This window comes from Streptomyces sp. TLI_105 (genome assembly GCF_900105415.1).
Lineage (GTDB): Bacteria > Actinomycetota > Actinomycetes > Streptomycetales > Streptomycetaceae > Streptomyces.
In genome coordinates, this window is the sequence record NZ_FNSM01000001.1 from 4,361,894 (window position 1) to 4,384,958 (window position 23,065).

At 70.3% G+C, this 23,065-nt stretch carries 24 protein-coding genes and 1 tRNA gene; 9 read left to right on the forward strand and 16 right to left on the reverse strand.

The window, feature by feature from the left end:
• Positions 1 to 13: 13 nt before the first annotated feature.
• From BLW86_RS19945 to BLW86_RS19990, 10 genes are all read right to left on the reverse strand, one after another.
• Positions 14 to 787 (reverse strand): ABC transporter ATP-binding protein, encoded by a 774-nt coding sequence (locus BLW86_RS19945; protein WP_093875291.1) that lies wholly within the window; start codon positions 785 to 787, stop codon positions 14 to 16.
• 193 nt (positions 788 to 980) lie between these two features.
• Complete coding sequence (locus tag BLW86_RS19950) at positions 981 to 1,214, reverse strand: hypothetical protein (RefSeq protein WP_093875292.1); 234 nt, start codon at positions 1,212 to 1,214, stop codon at positions 981 to 983.
• Between the two features lie 143 nt (positions 1,215 to 1,357).
• Positions 1,358 to 2,611, reverse strand: a complete 1,254-nt coding sequence (locus BLW86_RS19955; protein WP_256341363.1) for a sensor histidine kinase — start codon at positions 2,609 to 2,611, stop codon at positions 1,358 to 1,360.
• The gene (gene cseB, locus BLW86_RS19960) at positions 2,608 to 3,273 is read right to left on the reverse strand and encodes a two-component system response regulator CseB (RefSeq protein WP_371129673.1); all 666 of its coding nucleotides are present in this window, start codon (positions 3,271 to 3,273) and stop codon (positions 2,608 to 2,610) included. The genes BLW86_RS19955 and cseB overlap by 4 nt, the downstream gene beginning before the upstream one ends.
• A gap of 619 nt (positions 3,274 to 3,892) precedes the next feature.
• On the reverse strand, positions 3,893 to 4,627 hold the full coding sequence (locus BLW86_RS19965) for a ribonuclease BN (RefSeq protein ID WP_371129538.1): 735 nt from the start codon (positions 4,625 to 4,627) through the stop codon (positions 3,893 to 3,895).
• A 97-nt stretch (positions 4,628 to 4,724) separates the two neighbouring features.
• The gene (locus BLW86_RS19970) at positions 4,725 to 5,570 is read right to left on the reverse strand and encodes a DUF1206 domain-containing protein (protein ID WP_256341365.1); all 846 of its coding nucleotides are present in this window, start codon (positions 5,568 to 5,570) and stop codon (positions 4,725 to 4,727) included.
• An 801-nt stretch (positions 5,571 to 6,371) separates the two neighbouring features.
• The gene (locus tag BLW86_RS19975; RefSeq protein WP_093875295.1) at positions 6,372 to 6,644 is read right to left on the reverse strand and encodes a hypothetical protein; all 273 of its coding nucleotides are present in this window, start codon (positions 6,642 to 6,644) and stop codon (positions 6,372 to 6,374) included.
• Between the two features lie 40 nt (positions 6,645 to 6,684).
• Positions 6,685 to 6,954: a hypothetical protein gene (locus BLW86_RS19980; protein WP_093875296.1), complete on the reverse strand. Its 270-nt coding sequence runs from the start codon at positions 6,952 to 6,954 to the stop codon at positions 6,685 to 6,687.
• 105 nt (positions 6,955 to 7,059) lie between these two features.
• Positions 7,060 to 7,269, reverse strand: a complete 210-nt coding sequence (locus tag BLW86_RS19985) for a hypothetical protein (protein WP_093875297.1) — start codon at positions 7,267 to 7,269, stop codon at positions 7,060 to 7,062.
• 4 nt (positions 7,270 to 7,273) lie between these two features.
• Positions 7,274 to 7,828 carry a DUF5994 family protein gene (locus BLW86_RS19990; RefSeq protein WP_093875298.1) on the reverse strand — a complete coding sequence of 185 codons (555 nt, stop codon included), beginning with the start codon at positions 7,826 to 7,828 and terminating at the stop codon, positions 7,274 to 7,276.
• Between the two features lie 434 nt (positions 7,829 to 8,262).
• Between BLW86_RS19990 and BLW86_RS19995 the strand changes: the two genes are divergently transcribed.
• The 4 genes from BLW86_RS19995 to BLW86_RS20010 all read left to right on the forward strand — a co-directional run bounded on the left by BLW86_RS19995 (position 8,263) and on the right by BLW86_RS20010 (position 12,994).
• The gene (locus BLW86_RS19995) at positions 8,263 to 9,117 is read left to right on the forward strand and encodes a helix-turn-helix domain-containing protein (RefSeq protein WP_093875299.1); all 855 of its coding nucleotides are present in this window, start codon (positions 8,263 to 8,265) and stop codon (positions 9,115 to 9,117) included.
• Positions 9,118 to 9,577: 460 nt separating this feature from the next.
• Positions 9,578 to 10,975 (forward strand): ice-binding family protein, encoded by a 1,398-nt coding sequence (locus BLW86_RS20000; RefSeq protein WP_093875300.1) that lies wholly within the window; start codon positions 9,578 to 9,580, stop codon positions 10,973 to 10,975.
• Positions 10,976 to 11,220: 245 nt separating this feature from the next.
• Positions 11,221 to 11,832 (forward strand): DUF5819 family protein, encoded by a 612-nt coding sequence (locus tag BLW86_RS20005; RefSeq protein ID WP_093875301.1) that lies wholly within the window; start codon positions 11,221 to 11,223, stop codon positions 11,830 to 11,832.
• Entirely contained in the window at positions 11,822 to 12,994 is a 1,173-nt protein-coding gene (locus BLW86_RS20010; RefSeq protein ID WP_107466099.1) for an HTTM domain-containing protein, read from the forward strand. The genes BLW86_RS20005 and BLW86_RS20010 overlap by 11 nt, the downstream gene beginning before the upstream one ends.
• 469 nt (positions 12,995 to 13,463) lie before the next feature.
• On the opposite strand, the gene BLW86_RS20020 is transcribed toward BLW86_RS20010, so the two are convergent.
• Positions 13,464 to 14,126 (reverse strand): helix-turn-helix transcriptional regulator, encoded by a 663-nt coding sequence (locus BLW86_RS20020; RefSeq protein ID WP_093875302.1) that lies wholly within the window; start codon positions 14,124 to 14,126, stop codon positions 13,464 to 13,466.
• Between the two features lie 57 nt (positions 14,127 to 14,183).
• Here BLW86_RS20020 and BLW86_RS20025 point away from each other — a divergent pair, with 57 nt between their 5' ends.
• Positions 14,184 to 15,053: an aldo/keto reductase gene (locus tag BLW86_RS20025; protein WP_093875303.1), complete on the forward strand. Its 870-nt coding sequence runs from the start codon at positions 14,184 to 14,186 to the stop codon at positions 15,051 to 15,053.
• A gap of 108 nt (positions 15,054 to 15,161) precedes the next feature.
• Here the strand turns inward: BLW86_RS20025 and BLW86_RS42090 are convergent, their stop codons facing one another.
• Positions 15,162 to 15,821 carry a hypothetical protein gene (locus BLW86_RS42090; protein ID WP_093875304.1) on the reverse strand — a complete coding sequence of 220 codons (660 nt, stop codon included), beginning with the start codon at positions 15,819 to 15,821 and terminating at the stop codon, positions 15,162 to 15,164.
• A gap of 535 nt (positions 15,822 to 16,356) precedes the next feature.
• Between BLW86_RS42090 and BLW86_RS20035 the strand changes: the two genes are divergently transcribed.
• Together BLW86_RS20035 and BLW86_RS20040 are read left to right on the forward strand one after the other, a co-directional pair.
• Complete coding sequence (locus BLW86_RS20035) at positions 16,357 to 17,022, forward strand: DUF998 domain-containing protein (protein ID WP_093875305.1); 666 nt, start codon at positions 16,357 to 16,359, stop codon at positions 17,020 to 17,022.
• Positions 17,023 to 17,088: 66 nt separating this feature from the next.
• Complete coding sequence (locus tag BLW86_RS20040; RefSeq protein ID WP_041130004.1) at positions 17,089 to 17,301, forward strand: DUF4287 domain-containing protein; 213 nt, start codon at positions 17,089 to 17,091, stop codon at positions 17,299 to 17,301.
• A 179-nt stretch (positions 17,302 to 17,480) separates the two neighbouring features.
• Here the strand turns inward: BLW86_RS20040 and BLW86_RS20045 are convergent.
• Positions 17,481 to 17,551: transfer RNA gene (locus BLW86_RS20045), tRNA-Gly, on the reverse strand.
• A gap of 406 nt (positions 17,552 to 17,957) precedes the next feature.
• Between BLW86_RS20045 and dcd the strand changes: the two genes are divergently transcribed.
• Together dcd and BLW86_RS20060 are read left to right on the forward strand one after the other, a co-directional pair.
• Entirely contained in the window at positions 17,958 to 18,533 is a 576-nt protein-coding gene (gene dcd / locus BLW86_RS20055) for a dCTP deaminase (RefSeq protein WP_030690788.1), read from the forward strand.
• 13 nt (positions 18,534 to 18,546) lie between these two features.
• A complete protein-coding gene (locus tag BLW86_RS20060; RefSeq protein ID WP_024755952.1) occupies positions 18,547 to 19,044 on the forward strand; it encodes a phosphoribosyltransferase in 498 nt (165 codons plus the stop codon).
• 71 nt (positions 19,045 to 19,115) lie between these two features.
• Here BLW86_RS20060 and BLW86_RS20065 read toward each other — a convergent pair whose 3' ends face one another.
• From BLW86_RS20065 to BLW86_RS20075, 3 genes are all read right to left on the reverse strand, one after another.
• Positions 19,116 to 19,967 (reverse strand): Yip1 family protein, encoded by an 852-nt coding sequence (locus tag BLW86_RS20065; RefSeq protein WP_093875307.1) that lies wholly within the window; start codon positions 19,965 to 19,967, stop codon positions 19,116 to 19,118.
• 180 nt (positions 19,968 to 20,147) lie between these two features.
• Positions 20,148 to 22,406 carry a (Fe-S)-binding protein gene (locus tag BLW86_RS20070; RefSeq protein WP_093875308.1) on the reverse strand — a complete coding sequence of 753 codons (2,259 nt, stop codon included), beginning with the start codon at positions 22,404 to 22,406 and terminating at the stop codon, positions 20,148 to 20,150.
• Positions 22,407 to 22,513: 107 nt separating this feature from the next.
• Entirely contained in the window at positions 22,514 to 23,011 is a 498-nt protein-coding gene (locus tag BLW86_RS20075; RefSeq protein WP_256341366.1) for a sugar transferase, read from the reverse strand.
• Positions 23,012 to 23,065: the final 54 nt, after the last annotated feature.

A 23,065-nucleotide genomic window follows, 5' to 3' on the forward strand; every position in this document is an offset into this window, starting at 1 on the left:
GCGCGGGCGCGGCTCAGCCGTCGTGGGAGCGGGATCCCAGGCTCTTCATCAGGTCGAGGACGCGGTCCGGGGTGGGCCGGGCCATCTCCTCGACGAGGCGCCCGTCGGAGAGGAACACGACGCGGTCGGCGTAACCGGCGGCGACGGGGTCGTGGGTGACCATGACCACGGTCTGGCCGAGCTCGCGCACCGAGTCCCGCAGGAAGCCGAGGACTTCGGCCCCGGCGTGCGAGTCGAGGTTTCCGGTGGGCTCGTCGCCGAAGACGATCGCGGGGCGGGAGGCCAGGGCGCGGGCGACGGCGACGCGCTGCTGCTGGCCGCCGGACAGCTCGGCGGGCCGGTGGCCGAGCCGGTCGGCGAGCCCCACCATGGCGACGACCCGGTCCAGCCACGCGCGGTCGGGGCGGCGGCCGGCGATGTCCATCGGCAGGGTGATGTTCTCCAGGGCGGTCAGCGTCGGCAGCAGGTTGAACGCCTGGAAGACGAACCCGACGCGGTCCCGGCGCAGTTGCGTGAGCTGCCGGTCGTCGAGGCGGGCGAGTTCGGTGGTGCCGACGCGTACCGACCCGGAGGTGGGCGAGTCGAGTCCGGCGGCGCAGTGCATCAGGGTGGACTTGCCGCAGCCCGAGGGGCCCATGATCGCGGTGAACTCGCCCTCCCGGAAGGCGATGCTGACCCGGTCCAGAGCGACCACGCGGGTGTCGCCGCTGCCGTAGACCTTCGACAGGTCGGTGGTGGCGGCCGCGATGCCGGTCATCGGGTGCGGCGGCAGGAGGTCGGCGGTCATAGGGCTCCTCTTCTCGTACGGAAAGCGCACGTGAAGGGTGTCCGGGGAACGTATCGGGGCCTGGGCCGCCGTGTATCGGTGTCCGCTCGGGCATGCGGCAACCGTGTAGCGGGCCGGATACGGGAAAGGGCCTCCCCGCGGTGTCCGCGCGTCGGGGGCGCGGGCGGCGGGGAGGCCCTGAAGGGGCGCGCCACTACCGGCGCTCGCCCAGCGCGACGACCTTGCGGGCGAGCGCGCCGACGGCCAGGAGCGTCCCGCCGAGGAACAGCCCGATCGCGCCGAGCACTCCGGCGGGCTGTCCCGTCTCGCCCGCCGCGGTGTCCGCGGTGAGCCCGCCGATGACGAGCAGCAGGGACAGGACGGCGGTGAGGGCGCCGGCGGCCAGGGCGCCGCGGGACAGGGCGGTGGTGCGGAAGGACGGGTTCACGGTGGCCTCCTCGAAGCGGGTCCCGAGCTGGATTCGGTACGGGACGCGGTGTCCTTCGAAGGGTGACGGAGCAACGTATCGGCCCGTGGGCCGCCGTGTATCAGTGGCCGCTCCACCACGTACCGACCGCCACGGCCGTTCCGTCACGCGGGCAGCCGCAGGGTGGCGACGGCCCCGCCGTCCGGGGCGTTGGCCAGCATCAGTTCGGCGCCGAGGACCCGGGCCTGACCGAGGGCGATGGTGAGCCCCAGGCCGTGGCCCGAGCCGCGTTCCCGGGTGCCGGTGTGGAAGCGGCGCGGGCCGTGGAGCAGCAGGTCGTCCGGGAAGCCGGGGCCGTGGTCACGGACGACGACCGTCGGTCCGTCGACGGTGACCCGGACCGGGCCGGCTCCGTGGCGGTGGGCGTTGACGACGAGGTTGGCGACGATCCGTTCCAGGCGGCGCGGGTCGGTCTCCACCGTCCGCGCGCTGCCGTCGTCGGTGATCTCCGCGTCGAGGCCGGTACGGGACACGGCCTCGGCGACCACGGCGCCGAGCGGCACCCGGACGCGGACCGCCTCCTCGGCGCCCGCGTCCAGGCGGGAGATCTCAAGAAGGTCCTCGACGAGGTCGCGCAGGTCGCGCACCCTCGCCCGCAGCAGGTCCTCGGTCTCGCCGGGCGGCAGGAGGTCGACAGCAACGAGCAGTCCTCCGACGGGGGTGCGCAGCTCGTGGGCCACGTCCGCGGTGAACCGGCGCTCGGTGCGCAGCCGCAGCGCGAGGCTGTCGGCCATCCGGTCGACGGTCGCGGCGATGTCCGCGACCTCGTCACGGCCCTTCGTGGGCCCCGTGCGGGCGTCCAGGTCCCCGGCGGAGATCCGTGCAGCGGTCTCGGCGACCCGGCTCAGTCTCCGGGACAGCAGCCCCGCGCCGTAGACGGCCAGAGGTACGGCGCCCGCGAGCGCGACCACGGAGGCGACCGCCATGGCCGCGTCGAGACGCGACAGGTTGGCCCGGTCCGGGCCCAGGTTGATCTGGACGGCCAGGACCGGGCTGCCGGGGCCGCCGGTCCGCTGCGCCGCCCAGACACTCGGCCCGACGTTGCCCTCGACGCGCCCGTCGTACACGTGGTGCCGTGCGCCGTCGGCCGGGTCCCGCAGCGCGGCGGGCAGGTCGGCGGGGTCGAGCTCGGCGCCGTCGGTGAGGACGCCGGTGCGGCGGTAGACGTCCATGGCCGCGTACAGGCTGTTCATCGACCGCGCCTCGCCCCGGCTGCGGATGTCCTGGGCGGTCCACAGGTGCACTAGGACGCCGACCGCCGCCACGACGAGCAGGGCCGTGACCGCGGCGAGGGCGGCGATCTTCCGGCGCAGTGGGGTGCGGTCCGCCCACGGCCCGCGGAGGGGACGCACGGTCACCGCCGGAACTTGTATCCGAAGCCCCGGACCGTCTCGATCCGGTCGCGGCCCACCTTCCGGCGCAGCCGCTGCACGCACAGGTCGACGACGCGGCTGTCCCCGTCCCAGCCGTACTCCCACACGTTCCGCAGGAGCGTGTGCCGCTCCAGCACGATGCCGGGGTGGGCGGCGAACTCCAGCAGGAGCTTGAGCTCCGTCGGGGTCAGCGCCACCAGCTCGCCGGAGAGGAAGACCTCCATGCCGGCGGTGTCGATCCGCAGGTCCCCGAACTCCAGCACGTCCCCAGCGGTCGGCGGGCTCCCGGCCTGAGCCCCTCGCTCGGCGGGTACGGGCGCGTACGTGGCACGCCGCAGCAGCGAGCGCATCCGGGCCACCAGGACGTACGTCTCCACCGGTTTGACGACGTAGTCGTCCGCCCCGGCCTCAAGGCCTGCGACCACGTCCAGCCCGTCGCCGCGGGCGGACATCATCAGGACCGGCACCAGGCTGGTCTCCCGGACCCGGCGGCACAGCCCGATCCCGTCGAGGCCGGGCAGCATCACGTCGAGGATCAGCAGGTCGAAGTCGTGCTCACGGAAGGCTTCGAGCCCGGCGAGGCCGTCGGCGACGGCCCGCACGTCGTAGCCGTAGCGCTCCAGGGCGACGGCGAACGCCCGTCGCATCAGGTCGTCGTCCTCGACGAGGAGCACACGCGCGGTGGACGCGGGGGAGTCGGGCGAGGACAAGAGGACGGCTCCTGTTCGGAAGGCGACGCGCGGGTGGCCCAGGTTCACGTTCCCGACGTGCGGGCGACCACGCCACCATCGGAACGATACGACGGACAGCGGACAGCCCACCGTGCCGCGATGCGTCCTTCCGGGATCGATACGCCCCCGAGCGTCACCCGATACGCCCCGGATGCAAAGCCCCGGGAGGTCTGGCACAACGACGAAGGCCCAGGTCGCTGACCTGGGCCTTCGTTCAAGAGCGGATGACGGGAATCGAACCCGCGCCATAAGCTTGGGAATCACCGACGCGGCGCCGATCATAAGGTGGCTGACCTGGGGAAACGCCCCTTCTCGCGGCTCCTTTCGGTGGTCCGTCGATACCCGTGTCGACCGCTGTTCACCGTTCCGAAGGGCACGGATGGGGCACGGCCGTCATTGCCGCGATCGTGCCGGGCGTCATCGCGCGGTCGCCGAAGGACCGCTCTGCCTGCTGATCGTCGGCCTCCTCGTGCTCGCCGCGGCCGATCGTCTGCGCTCCGCCTGCCCGTGCGGCAGATCAGGGGGGGGCAGGACCTCACCTTCGCCGTTTCAGGGCATGCGCCAGGCGGGGGAGTCCCTCGTGGAGGAGACGGCCGGCCAGTGCGCCGCCGAAGAAGACGACGCCGACCCCGACCAGCCAGGACTGGATGACCAGGACGGTTCCGATCGGGCCGTAGGTGACGGCGCTGGACGCGATCAGCGGTGAGAAGACGAGCCGGGAGAAGACTCGCAGGCCGAGCAGCCCGGCCATGGTGGTCACCGCGCCGGGCAGCAGGGCGGGCCAGGGGACCCGGCCGCCGAGCAGCATCCGCTGGGACCACCAGAAGAACAGGACGCCGCTCAGCATGGTGATCACCTCGCGGGCCGGTGCCGCGCGCCACAGTGGCGTGACCGCGGACAGGAAGAGGAATCCGATGAGGACGGCGAGCCACACCACGTGCCGCCACCTGGCCCACCAGCGGGCCGGGGGAAGGTCCCACACCTTCTCGTAGCCGCTCTGCACCGTCGCCCCGAACGACACCCCGAACACGGCGAGCACCGCGAGGCCGAACGCCGTCGTGGTCCGCAGGGTCTGGCCCGGCAGGGCGAACAACCGCTCGATGTCCTCCCTGGCGGCCGTCGACACGCCCAGCCCGTCCCCCAGCCACTGCGCGAATCCCCGCCCACTCGCCGGATCCGCGGCGGACACGACGATCAGCAGGGGTACCAAGGTCAGGAAACCGAGGGCCGCGAAGCCCAGCGAACGCTGCCACAGGTCGAGATCGCTCACCTGGAGCCATCGGCGTCCGGCCCGCACACGGCGGGAGGTGCGGCGCAACCGCCCGAACGGAGACGAACGGCCCACGCCACCGGACGAGTTCCCCTTGCTAGGGCGCACCGGGACGTGTCCCCGGGCCCGCGGCCCCGGTCGGCTGTTCCGCCGGAGTCCCGTGCTCGGCGGCCTTGCGCCAGCGGGCTTCGCAGAACGAGTACAGGCCGAACAGCAGGAGGCCCACGGCGGCGGCGATCAGCAGGGCAGGTCCTGCGGGCGTGGTGGCGAACGAGCGCAAGGTCTCGTCCAGGCCCTTGGCCTGGCCGGGGTCGTATCGCACGGCGGCCAGCAGGACGGACAGGCCGGCCCCGGCCGCGACCACGCCGCACGCCGCGCCGCCGACGATGCCCAGGAACGCGACGACCCGCCGCGTCGCCGGGCGCATCTCGTCCGTCCGGAGATCCTTCTCGAACTTCCGCATCAGGCTGCGCACCAGGATCACCACACCCACGACGATCAGGACGACCCCGAACACGCCGACGATCACCCGGCCGCCCGGCCAGTCCAGCACCCTGGCGGTGTACTCCTTCGACGTCTCGTCACCGGGGCGGCCCCCGGAGGATCCGCCGACCAGCGCCGTCTGCGCCACGCCGATGCAGATCACCGCGTAGAACACCGCCATGCCCAAGGAGCCCAGACGCCGGCTCCACTTGTCGCCACCCTCCACCGTCTGCCCGAACGCCGCCTCGGCCAGCCGCCACAGCGCCATCGCCGCCAGCCCCACCACCAGCGCCCACAGCAGGGCCCGGCCGAACGGCTGCTCGCCGAGGGTCCCCACCGCGCCGGACCGGTCGGCCTCCTGGCCGCTGTCGTTGCCGAGGCCGATCCGCACGGCCAGAATCCCCACCAGCACGTAGATCACTCCCCGGGCGCAGAGCCCGAGCCTGGACGCGACCTCCACCGCACGACTGTCGGCCACACGCCGCCCCCGCGACTTGGGCTGAGCCGGGCTGTCCTGACTGCGCTCCATATCTGGCACCTCCACGTGCCGGACCCCGCTGAACAGCGCTCCGTCGGCCGGGATGGGCGTCACGGGTCAGAGCCAGTGTCCGAAGGCGTCCCCGACGCGTCCGCTGTCCACGGACCGCGATGCCATGCCGACCGATGTGGCGGCCAGGCTCGGGTCTCCGAGACCGACCGGCATGACACCAGCCCCGGGTCTGTTCCCTGTCTTTCCACGGTAGGGCTGTCCCCCATCGGAAGTCACCACCCACATGCGGACCGTCCCGCACACAGGGATCTGGAGTCACTCCGGAGACCGGAGCACGTCGACGGGTGTCCTCCGCGGGAGCCCGCGCCGGCTTTCTCCGGATGCGTCTTCCGGGAAGGCGTATCCGCACGGCGAGTGACGGGGGCGCCGCCCCGACTGGGGCCTTCGTTCGGGACGACGGGGATCGACCCGCGCCACGAGTGTGGGAGAGGGCGGGCCGGCTGCCTTCCGGTCCCCTGCGACACGTCCGTGCCGTGATGGCTGATGATCTCGCCGTCCCGCTTCCTCGGGCTGGGTCTTGCGCGCGAGGCGGGTCACCCGTACGGGCGGTGGCATGACGTGGGGTGCGTGGCTCCATGGCGGTGGTCGTCACAACGGCCCCAGCGCATTCACTACGCCGAGGCCGCCCTTCCGGACCGTCGCACGTGAGAGTGCTCGATCCATGTCCGATTCTACGACTGCGGCCCGGGGCGGGCCATGGGGCGTTCCGGCTCAGCCGCGTTCTTCCTCTTCGGCCTCCATGCGGCGGATCCCCTGGTGGGTGAGGGAGACCATCGCGGGTGTGTTGCCCGGTTCCCAGTCGACGCTGATCAGGCCCTCGCCGGCGAGGTAGGTGCAGGCGGCGGCCAGGTCCTCCTCCGGGATGCGCAGGTCGTTGCGCAGTTTCCGCCCCGGGACGCCGAGGAGGCGGTTGCCTTCGGTGGCTTGGTAGAGGGCGGTCAGGACCCGGTCGCGGTACCCCTGACGCTCGCGGAGTGTCGCCATGATCGAGTCCCTTCGTACGGGTGGGAACGGCCGCGGGTCCTCACACCTCGTCGGCGTGGGTGGTGCCGGCGCGTGAGGACGGGCTGCTGGTGGTGAGCCAGGAGAGGGCGGGTTCCGCGGTGGTTTCGGTGTCGACGGTGAGGTGGAGGCGCGTGCCGCCGTCGGGAACGGGATAGCTGCGCTGTTCCGTCCCGGCGAAGGAGCGGCGGATGACCTGGGCGACCGCGCGGGCGGCTTCGGGGGTGGCGGCGACGATGCGGATCTCGGCCTGTCCGGCCGAGGGCAGGGGCGCGGTGTCGGTGGGGTGCAAGGGTCGTGGTCCCTTCACGGGTGGGCGAGAGGCCGGCGGGCGGGTTGTCCCGGGTGTCGGGTGCCCCGCCCGCGGCCTTCGGTCGGAGGAGTGGTCAGGGGGCGGTCAGGGCCAGGTGCCCGTGCGCCTGCGGTGGGCGGCTCGCTCCGTCGGCGTGGGGTGGCTGTGGCCGGGTGGCCGGCGGAGGGCCGGGAACGGGTCGCTGAAGCGGTGGGCGGCGATGCGCGCGTCGTGCTGGGCGTTGAGCCGGTGGATCAGGCGCGTGCCGAGCGCGATCAGCAGGGCGATCGCGGCGACCGCGATCAGGGTCTCCATGACGTCACCTCCGCGGGTTTCCCGGCAGCGGGATCATCCGCGCGCCGACGAGCGGGTGCCGGAGGGGCGGCGGGACGGACCCGCCGTCGGTCTCCCACGCGTCTTCGACGCTTCGGGTGTCGCGCGTGCGGCGACCGGTCGCGGCTTCGTCGGACATCAGGGCACCGGCGGCCAGGACGCTGCCGGGGAGGGCTGCGGCGGTCATGAGCCGGGCGGCTGCGGCGGGTTCGGTCCCGGGCGGGATCACCAGCAGGTCGCAGCGGCCGGTGGTGTAGGAGAGCAGGATCATCTTGTCGGGATCCTGTTCGGTGAACCAGCCCACGTGCACGATGTGTCCGGTGGCGGCGACCTTGTGCGGGACGACGGGCCAGCGGGTGGGGTTCACCGCGACGCGTGTGATGCGCCCGTACCGCTCCTCCAGCGCGTCGACCAGGGGCGGAAGTTCGGCGGCGAGGTCGCGCGTACGAGGCCACCAGGCGCCGTCCAGGAGGCCGGCGAGTGGGGTCTCCGGCGTCAGCGACAGGCGCGCCGGAAGCGTGGGCGCGAGGGCGGTGGTCATGATCGCGGACCCGTCTCCGGGCCGCCCTGCAGGGCGGCCCAGTGTATTGATCGCCGGAAACGACGTCCGCGTGGGAGCGGGTGTTCGAGTTACTCCCGGTATCTTCAGCCTACTCCGCGCCGGGGGCGGGCGAGCGGTCTCCGACCAGCTGATTTTCCGGATCGGGAACGCCTGCCCGGCCCGCGGTCGCGGGCGTGACCGCGGGCACGCGCGTGCCGGGAGAACCACGGCTGTATCTCGCCGGTCATGAGGTGTCGGCGGCCCCGCGCGGGCAGGCGGAGCGCTGGTTCGTACGGGCGACGCCGGGCACGTTACATCGGCACAATCCTTTTTCCCGACGCACGACACCGGCGGCACGGCGCGTGATCAACAACCGGTGCTCCGTGCCAATCTGCTCGGGCACGTAGTGGCTTGGAGCCGGAGGTACACCGCCCATGGCGGCGAACAACAACCCCACCGTCACGGGACGACGACTGGGGGCGGAGCTGCGCCGGCTCCGTGAGGACCGCGGTATGACCGGCACGCAGGTCGCGGCGGAACTGCTGATCTCCCAGGCCAAGGTCAGTCACATGGAGACGGGCCGCCGTGCGGTCAGCCCCCGCGACGTACGCGATCTCTGCGTGCTCTACGGCGTCACCGACCAGCATCTCGTCGACCACCTGACGGCCCTGGCCAGGGAGTCGAGCCGACCGGGCTGGTGGCACTCCTACGGCGACATCCCCCACAGCGTCTACCTCGACCTGGAGGCGGTCGCCACCTCCATCCGAGCCTACGAGTCCATGGTGGTCCCCGGCCTGCTGCAGACCCCCGCCTACGCCGCCGCGGTCATCGAGGAAACGATCCCCCTCGTCACGGTCGACCAGGCGGCCGCGCGACTGAAGGTGCGACTCCGCCGTCAGTACCGGATCTATGACCCCGCCCGCCGGTTGCATCTGTGGGTCGTCCTGGACGAATCGGCCCTGCGGCGCGTCGTCGGCAGCCGGGAGATCATGCGCGAGCAACTGGAGCACCTGCACGCGCTCAGCACCGAGCCGCACATCACCGTCGAGGTGCTCCCTCACAGCGCAGGCGCTCACCCAGGGCTGACGGGACAGTTCTCCATCCTGGAGTTCTCCGACACCCGTGAGGCGGTGGTGTACCTGGAGAGGTTCACCAGCGGCCTCTGCCTGGAGAAGACGTCCGACGTACAGCAGTACAGCGTGACGCACGCCCGGCTGCGGGCGCTGGCCCTCGCCCCGGAGCAGAGCCGGCACTTCATCACCGACGCCATCAAGCTCTACGCGTCCTGAGCCCAGAGGACGACGCGCTGGGCTGTGCGGACGCCTCGGAACCGACCCCCGGCCCGCACGCGGCCGGCATCGGGAAGAACCTGCCGCTGATGCTGCGCCTTCTTGCGCTTTTCGTCCCGCGCGCCACGCCCATGCTGCGGCGCTCTTGATTCGACCCGGTCGGCGTACATCCGCGGTCACGTCGGGGTCGGGTTCATGAACGGGTGTGCGATGCCGCTTCGTGTGAGCTGATCGGATTTCACTCATCCGGCGATGTTCCGAATCGTCGGCAGCATGCAATTGCATATTTTCATCACGCCCGGTGGCGTCGAATACTTTTATATACATCCCCCCTCCTCGTTTTCTCCTGGCGTGGGTGCGGAAATTTTCCCGCGTAATATGCGGCCACAGCTAGAAGGCATTCCGGGTGATCCGTAGGCCCGGCGTGTGCCATGGCCCCCCCACAGAAAATGGCCTCTTGATGAAGCTGCACATCCCTCGAACGACTCAGCGCCGCATTCTGTCCGGCGGGCTGGCCTCGACCCTCTCCGCGACAGTTGCCGCCGTCATGGTCGCCGTGACGCCGACGCAGGCACTTGCCATCGCGACACCAGTACCTCTGGGCACGACCGCCAGCTACTCCGTTCTGGCAGGGCAGGGAGTCACCAACACCGGCAGCTCGGTGCTCGATCACGACCTCGGGACGCACCCGAACCCGGCCATCACCGGCTTCCCGCCCGGCCTGGTGCTCGGCGCTGTGCACCCCGCGGACGCCGCGGCCGCCCAGGCCAAGAGCGATCTGATCGTGGCGTACAACAACGCGGCCGGCCAACTCACGGGCCAGGCGCCGGACTTCCCGCTCGCCGCAGGAATCGGCGGGGGCCAGGAGCTGCTTCCCGGCGTCCACAGGGCCACATCCGGTGTCGGCCTCACCGGTGACCTGATCCTGAACGCCGGGGGAAACCCCAACGCGGTCTGGGTGTTCCAAATCCCTGAAGCCCTGACGACGGCGCCCAACAGCAGGATTCTGCTCACGAACGGCGCTTCGCCGTGCAACGTCTACTGGCAGATCGGGAGTTCGGCGACCCTCGGCACCACCTCCACCTTCGTGGGCACCATCATGGCTCTGACCTCGATCTTCGTGAACCAGGGGGCGAGCGTCGAGGGTCGGGCGCTGGCCCGTGAGGGCGAGGTGACGCTCAACAACAACAGGATCTTCCTCGGCGGGTGCGCCACCGGCGGGACGACCACCGGCACGACCACCGGCACGACGACCGGAGCGACCACCGGCACGACGACCGGAGCGACGACGGGCACGACCACCGGCACGACGACCGGAGCGACGACGGGCACGACCACCGGCACGACGGCGGGGGGGACCACCGGAGCGACGACGGGTACGACTCTGGGTCTGATCGGCGGCACCCTCATCGGCGGGCCCAGCGTCAACCTGGTGGGCGGTGGCACCTCGGGGAACATCGCGGGCAACACCTCCGGGAACACGGTGGGCAACACCGCCGGGAACACCACTGGTGGTAACACATCGGGCAACAGCGCCGGGAACACGACCGGCGGCTCCATCACCGGCGGGAACGGCGGCAAGCCGGAGCACGGTGGGCCCGAGCACGGTGGGCCCGAGCACGGTGGGCCCGAGCACGGTGGGCCCGAGCACGGTGGGCCGGAGCACGGTGGGCCGGAGCACGGTGGGCCCGAGCACGGTGGGCCCGAGCACGGTGGGCCGGAGCACGGTGGCCCCGACCATGGTGGGCCGGAGCACGGGCACGACGAGGGGCCCGGCAAGCCGGACCACGGCGACCACGGCGACCAGGCTGACGGGCACTACGGCTACGCCGACAAGCCCGCGGTCCACGAGGGCTGATCAGCAGGCCGCATCAGGACCGTTCATCGGATGACGGCGCGCGGCGGAATCCTCAGCGGTTCCGTCGTGCGCCGCCGGTGAGAGACGCAGAGACTCAGGCGCGAGCAGCGCATACGTGAAGGACAGGGTGGGCGGTGTCGAGCGGAATCGAAACAGCGGCCGTGCAGGAACTTCAGCAGTGCGGTTCCGATCCGGCCCCCCTGCCACCAGAACACGACAGAGCGACCCCGCCGGACAGACGGCCCATGAGGGTCCGGGCGCTGAGAGCGGGGCTGCGCACGGCCGTGGCCCTGTGTCTGGTGACCACGCTGGTCCACGTCGTCATGGTGTTCCTTCACGTAGCCCCCTCCAACCCCGTATCGAAGCGGTACAGCCCACAGGTCAACGGATGGGTGTACCCCCTTTTCGAGCAGAATTGGCGACTTTTCGCACCGGACCCCGATTCCTTCAACCGGAAGGTCCTGGCGAGAACTGCACAAACGGCCTCCGACGGATCGGTACGAGTGAGCCCATGGTTCGACCTGGCCGCCGTGGACAATGCCGCAGTCGACCACAACCCATTTCCGAGCCACACGGCTCAGAACCTTTTGCGCCGCGCCTGGAGCTCCTATGTCGAGACGCACGGAGGAAGCGACACGGCACGCTCGGAACGGGCGGTGATGATGCAGAAGTACCTGCGCAATATCGCCGCGGACCGCTTCGCCGCCCGCCACGCTGACGACACGTTCGACTTCGTTCAGCTTCGGGTCGTCACGACGCCCATCGCCGCTCCCGGCACCGCCGCCGGTGACCGCCCGCCGGTACCCACCGAGAACCGGCTCCTGCCCTGGTGGAAGGTGACCCCCCATGGGAAATGAGCAGCCCTCCCCTGTGGCAGCCGCGCTACAACGCCCCCAGAGTCCAGGGGCTTCGCTCATCGGAGCCGCCCATCAGTGGCTCCTCGGCCAGGTCAGCGCTCTGTGGGCCCTCCTCACCGGCCGCCCGGTGTCCCTGTATGCCGCCTCGGTGCTGCGCATCGGCTACGGACTGCTCTACCTGGTCTTCCTGCTCCGCGAGTTCCCGCACCGTGGAGAGATCTGGGGACCCGAATCCCCTTGGACGCCTGCGCTGGCGGAACAGCTCTTCGAGCAGACGGGCTGGAACAGCGTCCTGATCCTGTCCGACAGCCCCGCCTATTTCGAGTTCTGCTACGCGATGGCCGTCGTCACGTCCGTACTGTTCGTCCTGGGCTGGCGGACCCGCGTCGTGTCCGTCCTCTTCGCCGTCGTGGTGATCTCGTTCCACGCGAGGTCGATCTTCATGACGGACGGGGGCGACAACCTGGTCCTGCTGATGGCCATGTACCTCGTCCTGACCGCGTGTGGTCGGCGCTGGTCCCTGGACGCACGTCGCGACCGGCTCAAGTCGGCTCGTGCGGGCGACGTGCCGGAGCCGGTGCGGGGCTTGTACGCGCAGGAACTCCGCCACGCCCGCGTCACCTTGACCACCGTGGTGCACAACTGCGGCGTCTTCGTCATCGCCGCACAGGTCTGCTTCCTCTACGGATCGGCGGGCCTGTACAAGGTCCAGGGTTCCACCTGGGGCGGCGGCACCGCTCTGCACTACGCGCTGAACCTCGAACTGTTCCAGCCCTGGCCCGCGCTCTCCCACCTCGTGGACGATTTCCCGATGGTGATCGCGATCACCGGCTACGTCACGGTGCTCGTCCAGGTCGCCTTCCCGTTCGTGCTCTTCGGCCGGCTCAAGTACCCCGTTCTTGCCGTGCTGCTCGGGATGCACATCGGCATCGCCGTACTCATGGGGCTGCCGCTCTTCTCCGGCGCGATGATCATCGCGGACGCCGTGTTCCTGCCCGACCGCTTCTACGCCTTCCTGCCCCGACTGTGGCGCCGCGCGGCACGGCGCACCGGAAGGCGGCAGGCGGCACCCGGCCGGGCCGCAGGATCGGCATCCGTACCCGCGCAGGGAAGACCGGAGCTACCCGCCCCGCAGGACCAGGCCGTTCCGAGTGGAGGGTAAAAGCGGTTCGGTCCAGGCGATGGGCCCTGTGGCGGACCTCCCGGAGGCTGGCCTCGGACGGGAGACGGTCCGGGCCTGCCGAGTCCCGTGCGCGTGCGAGCGTCTCCCGGCCGAGCTGCTCCAGGATCTGCCCCGGTTGCGCGTCAGGCTCCAGCCGGAGGCGCACCCGCGCGACGCTATGGCGCCGCGTAGGTGGTGCGGGAGTAGCCCCCAAGAGGTCTGGACAACGACGAAGCCCCAGGTCACTGACCTGGGGCTTCGTTCAAGAGCGTATGACGGGAATCGAACCCGCGCTATAAGCTTGGGAATCACCCGGCACTTGGGCTCGTCCATAGGGGCTGACCTGCGGAAATGCAACGGGCACAGCCTCGGCTCGGCTGCGTTGTCCGACCGCTGGTGACCGCTGTTCGCCGGCCCTACTGGCACGTTGTGGCACGGCTCGTGTCCACCTCCGGCCGCCCGGACACCGTCAGGCGTCCGAGTGTCGTCCGAGGATCTCGCGGGCCCGCAGACCGGCCTGGAAGCGGGACTGCGCGCCCAGCGAGGCCATGAGCGCGGCGACCCGTCGGCGGTAGGTTCGCAGGGACACTCCCAATCGGCGGGACGCGGCCTCGTCCGTATGACCGGCGGCCAGGGCCCGCAAGACGTCCCGCTCGGCGTCATCGAGACGGGGAAACGGCGTACGACGGTACGTGGCAAGGTCCGTCGAGGTCTCCCAGGCCGTCTCGAACAGGGCTCGCACCCCTGCCACCACGTCCGGTTCCTGGACGACGCTGTACACACGGGGTTCTCCTGCAGCGGACCGCGGTGCCGCCAGTACCGCGAGGCGCCGGTCGACGACGATCGCCTCGTGGGCCGGGGGTGCGGGTGAGATCCGGATCTCCGCGCCGGCCTCGCCAAGGCGCTTGAGCAGCTCCTGACCACTGGGGTCCCGGAAGACGCCGGGCCCGTACAACTTGCGCACCACGAGACCCGGCGAGAGCGTGCGAGGCGCGCGAGGGGCGGCAGCCGACCACGTCTCGGGCTCCCCGGCGGTACAGAGGAACTCTTGCCGCACCCCCTCGAACAGGGCACCCGCACGCCGCGCCAGCTCGGCCTCGCCCCGCAGCGTCACGATGCTTTTCTCCGTCATGGCACCAAACTGCCATTCGTTCGCCTTCGACACGAGGCTTCTCGAGGATCTGGAAGCATGACCACGACCCGTGAGAACCCGTCCGCCGCCTTCCTTCTCGGCGGAGACCTTCCCGTCGCCCGCCTGGGCTTCGGTGCCATGCGACTTCCGGCCCGGGAGATCGCCGGTCCCGCGAATGATCCGGAGACGTCGGCGGCCGTGCTGAGGCGGGCCGTCGAACTCGGGGTGAACCACATCGACACCGCCTGGTTCTACTTCCACGACGGGCTCTCGGCCAACGGCCTGATCCGTCGCGTCCTGCATCCCTATCCCGAGGACCTGGTCCTGGCGGTCAAGGTCGGCCCGGTCCGACACCCCGACGGCAGGTGGGGCGCCCCGGCCGGGCCCCGGGAACTCGTCGCCGGCGTCCACCGCACACTGCGGGAACTCGGCCAGGACCGCCTCGACCTCGTCTATCTGCGGCTCCACGAGGACGACGAAGCAGTTGCCGAACGATTCGGAGCGCTCGCCGCCCTCCGGGAGGAGGGGCTGATCCGGCACCTCGGCCTCAGCAACACGACCACCGGACAGCTCGCCAGTGCGCAGCGGATCGCCCCGGTGGCGGCGGTGCAGAACATGTACGGCCTCTTCCACCGCCGGCGCCCGGAAGTCCTCGACGCCTGCACCCGGCAGGGCATCGCGTTCGTGCCGTTCTTCTCTCTGGAAAGCCTGGGCCGCCCCGAGCCGGCCGAACCACTCGCCCGGATCGCCGCCCGGAACGGAGCCTCTCCCGAACAGGTCAAGCTGGCCTGGACGCTGGCCAGGTCACCGGTCGTCCTCGCGATTCCCGGCACTTCCTCGGTGGCCCACGTGGAGGACAACATCGCGGCGGCCGAACTACTTCTCGACCCGGAGGACCTTGCCGCCCTGGACGCCGTGTCGAACTGAGTGGCGGGACTGGACAACGACGAAACCCCAGGTCGTGACGCCCCATGGACCCGCGCTTGCCCGCGACGCGTAACGCCGCCCTGAAGGCCAAGGATCTGGAACCGGGATCTACCGGGGCCCGACGTCCACGAGGGCTCGACACAGCGCGGTGGCGTCCCCGACCGCCTGCCTGCAGTCGGCGTCCGAGATCACGAGCCCTTGGCCGAGGGGGACTGGAAGTCGGCACCCGGCGCAGGTACTTCTCGTCGACGACCCCGTCGTTGTGGGTGAGGCGTGGCGCGCAGCCCAGGTCCGGAGCAGCCGCTGCCAGGCGGGTGACTCCACCGAACCGCGTACGTCGGGGAAGCCGGCCGAGACGAAGAGGTCTGGCATGTCGTCGAGTCGCTGGAAGATGCTCCCCTTGCCGCGCAGCCGCTCTTCCGCGTCCGCGACGTGCTCATGGAACACGGAGGATCCGAGTGCCTCGACGACACCCACAACGTTCTCGATCGTGTCGACCCAACTGCGGGTGAACACACCCTGCTCGCGCACGGCGGCCCGGATCTCGTCGGGCAGTGAGGCCAGTGCGTCGAGCCGGGCGGTTTCCGCCTGCAGCGCGTCGAAGGCGACGGTGGCCGCTGGCAGTCGACCGCACGAGGGGCAGTAGCGGTGCTCGCCGAAGACGCCGTAGCGGATCTCGCATCCCGCGCACGTCCGTGTACGGGCGAGCCGCTCTTCGTCGATCTCGGGCAGGGGGCGGGGATACCGGGGGCGGCTACGGAACGACATGGCGGGCCCAGCTGATCTACCAGCACTCCATCAAGGCCCACCAGCGCAAGCTTGCCGACGACATCGACGCCGACGTCTGCCGGCAGCGCGCGGCGGCGCGGAGTGTGGACAGTGGCTGCGCGACCGTCGCTGTCCACAAGTTTCCGCCCCCGCCTCCGGGTCCCGGCGGAGTCGCACGGTCGAGGTGATGCCCAGGGGGTGTCGTTGAGTGGCCGTGCCAACGAGAACGGACAGGCCCAGCCGGTGCAGCCGTCGTACCGCCGGCTGGGGCGTTCGAACCAGCCCCGGCCGGACGGCCCTACTTCTCCACTGACGCCTACCCGAGTCGGCCGTCTTCGTCACCATCTCTTCGGCCGCCTTGTCGTTTGCTGTCGACCGCCTCTACTGGCGCGTAATGGCACGCTCCTCCACCTGCGGGCGTGAGCGGGAAGCCGCTCGACCCATGTGTGATCCACTTCACGTCGAAGGGGGCGATGACTCCGCTCCGTGCCGTCGGTCATAGGTGCGAACGACATCGAAGCGAGGAAGGCCCACCATGACCGACATGCTCACCGCACCCCGCCACGTCGTCTCCGCCGCGTCCGCCGCGCGATCCACGGCACGGTGGGCCCTGGCCGGCGGTGTGGTGGCGGGTCCGCTGTTCCTGGCGGTCGGACTCGCCCAGGGATGGGCGCGTGACGGTTTCGACTTCACGCGGAACGCGATCAGTCAGCTCGCCCTCGGCGAGGCGGGTTGGATCCAGACGGCGAGTTTCGTACTCACCGGCGCGCTGCTGATCGCCGGCGCGACCGGCCTGCGGCGGGCGCTGCGCGGTGGCCTCGGCGGGACGTGGGGGCCGGCCCTGGTCGGCGTCTTCGGCGCCTCCTTCTGGGCCGCGGCGGCCTTCCCGGCCGATGGCGGAGCGGGCTTTCCCATCGGGGCGCCCGAGGCGGTCGTGATGAGCGGGCACGGCGCCGTCCACATGTTCGGCGGAATGATCGGCTACCTCGCCCTGTGCGCCACCTTCGTGGTGCTGGCCCGTCCGCTCGCAGCCCGGGGCCTTCGCGGCTGGGCCGTCGCGTCCCGCGTCGTGCCCGCGGTCGTCCTCGCCGGTTTCATGGCCTCGGCCGCCTCGGTCCTGGCATTCACCGTCGGCGCCGGCCTCGGCCTGCTGTGGCTGAGCGCGGTGACGGCCCGCCTGGCCGCCCCGGCCGACCGCTAGCCGACCGCCGTTCCCTCCGGCATCATCGATACGACCAAGATCATCACGATACGAAACGGGGCATCCGTGACCGACGCAGTGAAGGGTCCTGCCAGCTACTTCCCCTCCATCGAGAAGAAGTACGGCCGCCCGATCGCCGAATGGAAGGACCTCATCCGGTCCTCCCCGTTGACCAAGCACATGGAGCTGGTCAACTGGCTCAAGTCCGAGCACGGCCTCGGCCACGGCCACGCCAACGCCCTCGTCGCCCACACCCTCGCCGAGGACAGCGGCAAGTGATCGGGCGCAAGTGATCGAGCGGGGGCGCCCAGGGCGTGACGGCACTCGGCCGGCCCAGGGGAATCAGCGGCTGATCTGACGCCGCATGAGGTCCCCCATGGCACGCGAATGGCACACGGTCCCCGAGAGGTCTGGACGACGACAAAGCCCCAGGTCACTGACCTGGGGCTTCGTTCAAGAGCGGATGACGGGAATCGAACCCGCGCTATAAGCTTGGGAAGCTCATGTTCTACCATTAAACTACATCCGCGCAGCGGCCGGGTGATCCGTGCCGCATCGTTGCACACTGTACCCCATGTGCCACTTGAGGCGAAGCTCCCGCCTCCGGCTGTGCGGAGTGCCGCGTGGAGGGCACCCCCTTCATCCCCTAATGTGGCTGATCGTCCACCACATGTGTAGGGGAAGGGACTTGATGGGTTCGATGGAGCGCACCGTCGTCCGTTGTGCCGAAGGGCATGTGTTCAGTACCGCCTCGTTCCCGCTTCAGCAGCTCGGTGCGGGGCGGATCGGGCCCGGGCGGCTCATCCGGTGTCCGCGGTGTGCGCGGTTGCGGCATGCGGTGCCGGTGGAGGTCGGGCGGCGCTGAGCCGTGAGGTGCCGGGGCGCGGGCGCCTGCCGATTGGGGCAGGTCCGCGCCCTCTGCGTATCGTGGGGGCGTGCTTCTCTCAGACAAGGACATCCGGGCCGAGATCGATGCCGGACGGGTGCGCATCGACCCGTACGACGAATCCATGGTGCAGCCCTCGAGCATCGACGTGAGGCTTGACCGCTTCTTCCGGGTGTTCGAGAACCACCGCTACCCCCACATCGACCCCGCCGTCGAGCAGCTCGACCTGACGCGTGAGGTCGAGCCGGAGGGCGACGAGGCGTTCATCCTGCACCCGGGCGAGTTCGTGCTCGCCTCGACCTACGAGGTCATCACCCTGCCGGACGACATCGCCTCGAGGCTCGAAGGGAAGAGCTCTCTCGGGCGGCTCGGGCTCGTCACGCACTCGACCGCCGGGTTCATCGACCCCGGTTTCTCGGGGCACGTGACCCTGGAGCTGTCGAACCTCGCCACCCTGCCGATCAAGCTCTGGCCGGGGATGAAGATCGGCCAGCTGTGCATGTTCCGGCTGAGCTCGCCCGCCGAGTTCCCGTACGGGAGCGAGCGGTACGGCTCGCGGTACCAGGGCCAGCGGGGGCCGACGGCCTCCCGCTCCTACATGAACTTCCATCGGACCCAGGTGTGAGGCGGTCGCAGGCATGAGTGAAGTACGCGAGAACCTGACGTACGAGGGCTTCGGCACCGCCGTCCGCGAGCTGGCGCAGACCATCGCCGACGACGGCTACGAGCCCGACATCGTGCTCTCCATCGCCCGCGGTGGCGTCTTCGTCGCCGGCGGTCTGGCCTACGCCCTGGACTGCAAGAACATCCACCTCGTGAACGTGGAGTTCTACACGGGTGTGGGGACCACGCTGGAGATGCCGGTCATGCTGGCGCCCGTCCCGGACGCGATCGACTTCTCCGACAAGAAGGTCCTGATCACCGACGACGTCGCCGACACCGGCAAGACGCTCAAGCTCGTCCACGACTTCTGCGTCGACCACGTCGCCGAGGTCCGCTCCGCCGTCATCTACGAGAAGTCCCACTCCCTCGTGAAGTGCGAGTACGTGTGGAAGAAGACCGACGAGTGGATCAACTTCCCGTGGAGCGTGGAGCCGCCCGTCGTGAAGCGTGAGGGCCAGGTCCTCGACGCCTGAGCCCACGGATACGGATGCGCGAAAGGCCCCCACCGGCGCGGTGGGGGCCTTTCGTACGTCGGAGGGGGGCGTTACAGCGTGCCCAGCTTGATCAGGCTCAGCAGCGCCACCAGCTGGATCGCCGACGCGCCCAGCGCCTTCGGCCACGGCAGGTCGTGGGAGCGGCTCACCATCAGGGTGAGGAGCGCGCCGAGCGCCAGCCAGGTCGCCCAGCCGAGGACCTGCACCAGGCCGTTCTCGCCGCCCAGGAAGAGCGCGAAGAGCAGGCGCGGCGCGTCCGTGATCGACATGATCAGCATCGAGAGGCCGACGGTCGGCTGCCAGGCCCCGTCGCCGCCCAGCTGGCGCGCGAGGGTGTGGGTGACCGCGCCCAGGATCAGACCGCCCAGCACGAAGCCGAGGGCCGTCATCAGGACGTACGGGATCGTGCTGGAGATCGTCGCGTTGAGCGCCTCGTCGCGGGCCTTGTCGAAGCCGAAGATCGCGAGGAGCCCGTAGAGGAACGTGACGATCAGTGCCGGGCCCCAGACGGCGTGGTCCCGCATCCGCAGGAACGTGTCCGCCGGACGGAGCACGATGCCGCTCAGGAGCTGCTTCCAGGGGAGCCGGGGACCCGTCGGCACGGGGGGCGCGCCCGCGTCGTACGTCGCGGCGCCGCCGTACGGGTCGTCGACGCTGAACATCTGGGTGTGGCCCGGGTTGTTCGCCGCCGCGTGCTGCTGCTGGTGCTGCGGGTCGCCGAAGTACTCCGGCTCCCCGTAGGCCTGCCCCTGCTGCTGCCCGTACGGCTGCCCCTGCGGCGGTTGCTGCCACTGCTGCTGCGGGTAGGGCGGCGGGGCCGCGTTGTACCCGTACGGCGCCTGCTGCGGTTGTTGTTGCGGGGGGCGGTTGTCCCGGCCGCGTCCGTTCCTGAATCCAGCCACGCCTTGAACGTACCCGCTTCCGCCGTGCGACCGCGCCTCAGGCCTGTCCTTGCCACCGAGCTGTGACATCCCCTAGGGGACGTGACGTGGTCCTCCTGCCGGCCGCACCGCCGAGGCGTCGTACGTACGCGAAGGGCCGCCCCGCGTTCTCACGCGGGGCGGCCCTTTCGTCCCTCGACCTCAGACGGCCGGCTCAGGCTCCTCGGCCGCCGGCTCCTCCTCCGGCTCGACCGGGGTCTTCACCGAGTCCAGGAGCAGCTGGGCGACGTCCACGACCGTGACGGACTCCTTGGCCTTGCCCTCGTTCTTCTTGCCGTTGACCGAGTCGGTCAGCATGACGAGGCAGAACGGGCAGGCGGTGGAGACGATGTCCGGGTTGAGGGACAGGGCCTCGTCGACGCGCTCGTTGTTGATGCGCTTGCCGATCCGCTCCTCCATCCACATCCGCGCGCCGCCGGCGCCGCAGCAGAAGCCGCGCTCCTTGTGGCGGTGCATCTCCTGCTGGCGCAGGCCGGGGACGGCGGACATGATCTCGCGCGGCGGCGTGTAGACCTTGTTGTGCCGGCCCAGGTAGCAGGGGTCGTGGTAGGTGATGAGGCCCTCGACCGGGGTCACCGGGATCAGCTTGCCCTCGTCGATGAGGTGCTGGAGCAGCTGGGTGTGGTGGATGACCTCGTACTCGCCGCCGAGCTGCGGGTACTCGTTGGCGATGGTGTTGAAGCAGTGCGGGCAGGTCGAGACGATCTTCTTGGCCGACTTCGGCTTCTTCGTCGACTCGTCCTCGTCGTCCTCGCCGAACGCCATGTTCAGCATCGCGACGTTCTCCTGGGCAAGCTGCTGGAACAGCGGCTCGTTGCCCAGACGGCGGGGGGAGTCACCGGTGCACTTCTCGTCGCCGCCCATGATCGCGAACTTGACGCCCGCGATGTGCAGCAGCTCCGCGAAGGCCTTGGTGGTCTTCTTGGCGCGGTCCTCCAGGGCGCCGGCGCAGCCGACCCAGTAGAGGTAGTCGAACTCGGAGAGGTCCTCCGCGTCCTTCCCGATGATCGGGACCTCGAAGTCGACCTCCTTGGTCCACTCGACGCGCTGCTTCTTCGCCAGGCCCCAGGGGTTGCCCTTCTTCTCCAGGTTCTTGAGCATCGTGCCCGCCTCGGACGGGAACGCGGACTCGATCATCACCTGGTAGCGGCGCATGTCGACGATGTGGTCGATGTGCTCGATGTCGACCGGGCACTGCTCGACGCAGGCGCCGCAGGTGGTGCAGGACCACAGGACGTCGGGGTCGATGACGCCGTTCTCCTCGGCGGTGCCGATGAGGGGGCGCTCGGCCTCCGCGATGGCCGACGCCGGGACGTCCTTGAGCTGCTCCTCCGACGCCTTCTCGTTGCCCTCCATGTCCTTGCCGCCGCCCGCGAGCAGGTACGGCGCCTTGGCGTGCGCGTGGTCGCGCAGCGACATGATGAGGAGCTTCGGGGAGAGCGGCTTGCCGGTGTTCCAGGCGGGGCACTGCGACTGGCAGCGGCCGCACTCGGTGCAGGTGGAGAAGTCGAGGATGCCCTTCCAGGAGAACTGCTCGACCTGGGAGACGCCGAAGACGGCGTCCTCGGCCGGGTCCTCCCAGTCGATCTCCTTGCCGGCCGTCGTCATCGGCTGGAGCGCGCCCAGGGCGGTGGAGCCGTCGGCGTTGCGCTTGAACCAGATGTTCGGGAAGCCGAGGAAGCGGTGCCAGGCGACGCCCATGTTGGTGTTGAGCGAGACCGTGATCATCCAGGTGAAGGACGTGACGATCTTGAGCGCCGCGAAGCCGTAGGTGAGGTACTGGATCGTGCTCAGGTCCAGGCCGTCCAGGAGCGCGATCAGCGGGTACGAGGCGAAGAAGCCCGGCTCCCAGCCGGTCACGTGGTGCTGGACGCCTTCGAGGGCGCGGAGCGTCATGATGCAGACGCCGACGATCAGGATGACGGCCTCGACGAAGTACGCCTGGCCGGTCTTGGAGCCGGCGAAGCGGGACTTGCGGCCCGCCTTGGTCGGCTTGCTCAGCTGGCGGATGACGATGAGGGTCACGATGCCGAGGACCGTCATCAGGCCGAGGAACTCGGTGAAGATCTCGTACGGCAGCCAGTCACCGATGAACGGGATCAGCCAGTCGGCCTGGAAGAGCTGACCGAAGGCGTTCACGATGGTGAGGAGCAGCGAGAAGAAACCCACCGCCACGAACCAGTGCGCGAAGCCGACGATGCCCCAGCGGTTCATGCGCGTGTGGCCGAGGAATTCCTTGACCAGCGTGATGGTGCGCTGCTTGGGGTCACCGGTGCGCGTGCCGGCGGGTACCGGCTGACCGAGCCGCACGAAGCGGTAGATCTGCACGGTGGCGCGGCCGAACAGCGCGACGGCCACCACCGTGATGGCGATCGACACGATGATCGCGGCGAGTTGCATGACGGGCTCCTCGGGCGGGCCTACTAAGCGGTAACTTATTGAGTTCCTGCTGAGATTACCCGGTCACGGCGCCGCGCTGTAGCGGCGCTCGCGGTGATATGTGTCGCTCAGGCAAACCTTGCCGCGCGACGCCTGCGTACTGCTGGAAGCGTACGCGCAAGGATCAGCAGATCCATCCCCAGCCAGTGGTGGTCCACATAGTGGAGGTCGAGCAGCTCGCGCTCCTCCCACGGCAGGTCCGAGCGGCCGCTGATCTGCCACGGTCCGGTGAGCCCCGGACGCACGGAGAGCCGGCGGCGGCCCTCGCCCGCGCACTCCCGGTGGGTCGGGGTCAGCGGGCACGGCCCGACGAGCGACATCCGGCCCGTGACGACGTGCAGCAGCAGCGGCAGCGCGGCCAGCGGGCTCTTCGTGCGGAAGGTCAGCATCGTGAAGGGCCGCCCCTTCAGGCCGGCCACCGTCCGGCGGCGCAGCAGCGCGCCGCTGCCGCCGAGGGAGACGGACAGGGCGGTGCCGACGATCAGCGGTGCCAGGGCGAGGAGCAGGAGCGTCCCGCCCGCCACGTCGAAGGCGCGTTTCGCCGTCATCACGCGCTGCGCCGTCATGCGGTCACACCCTCCGGCGGTAATCCTGGGATATGTCCGGACTCTCTCATGGGG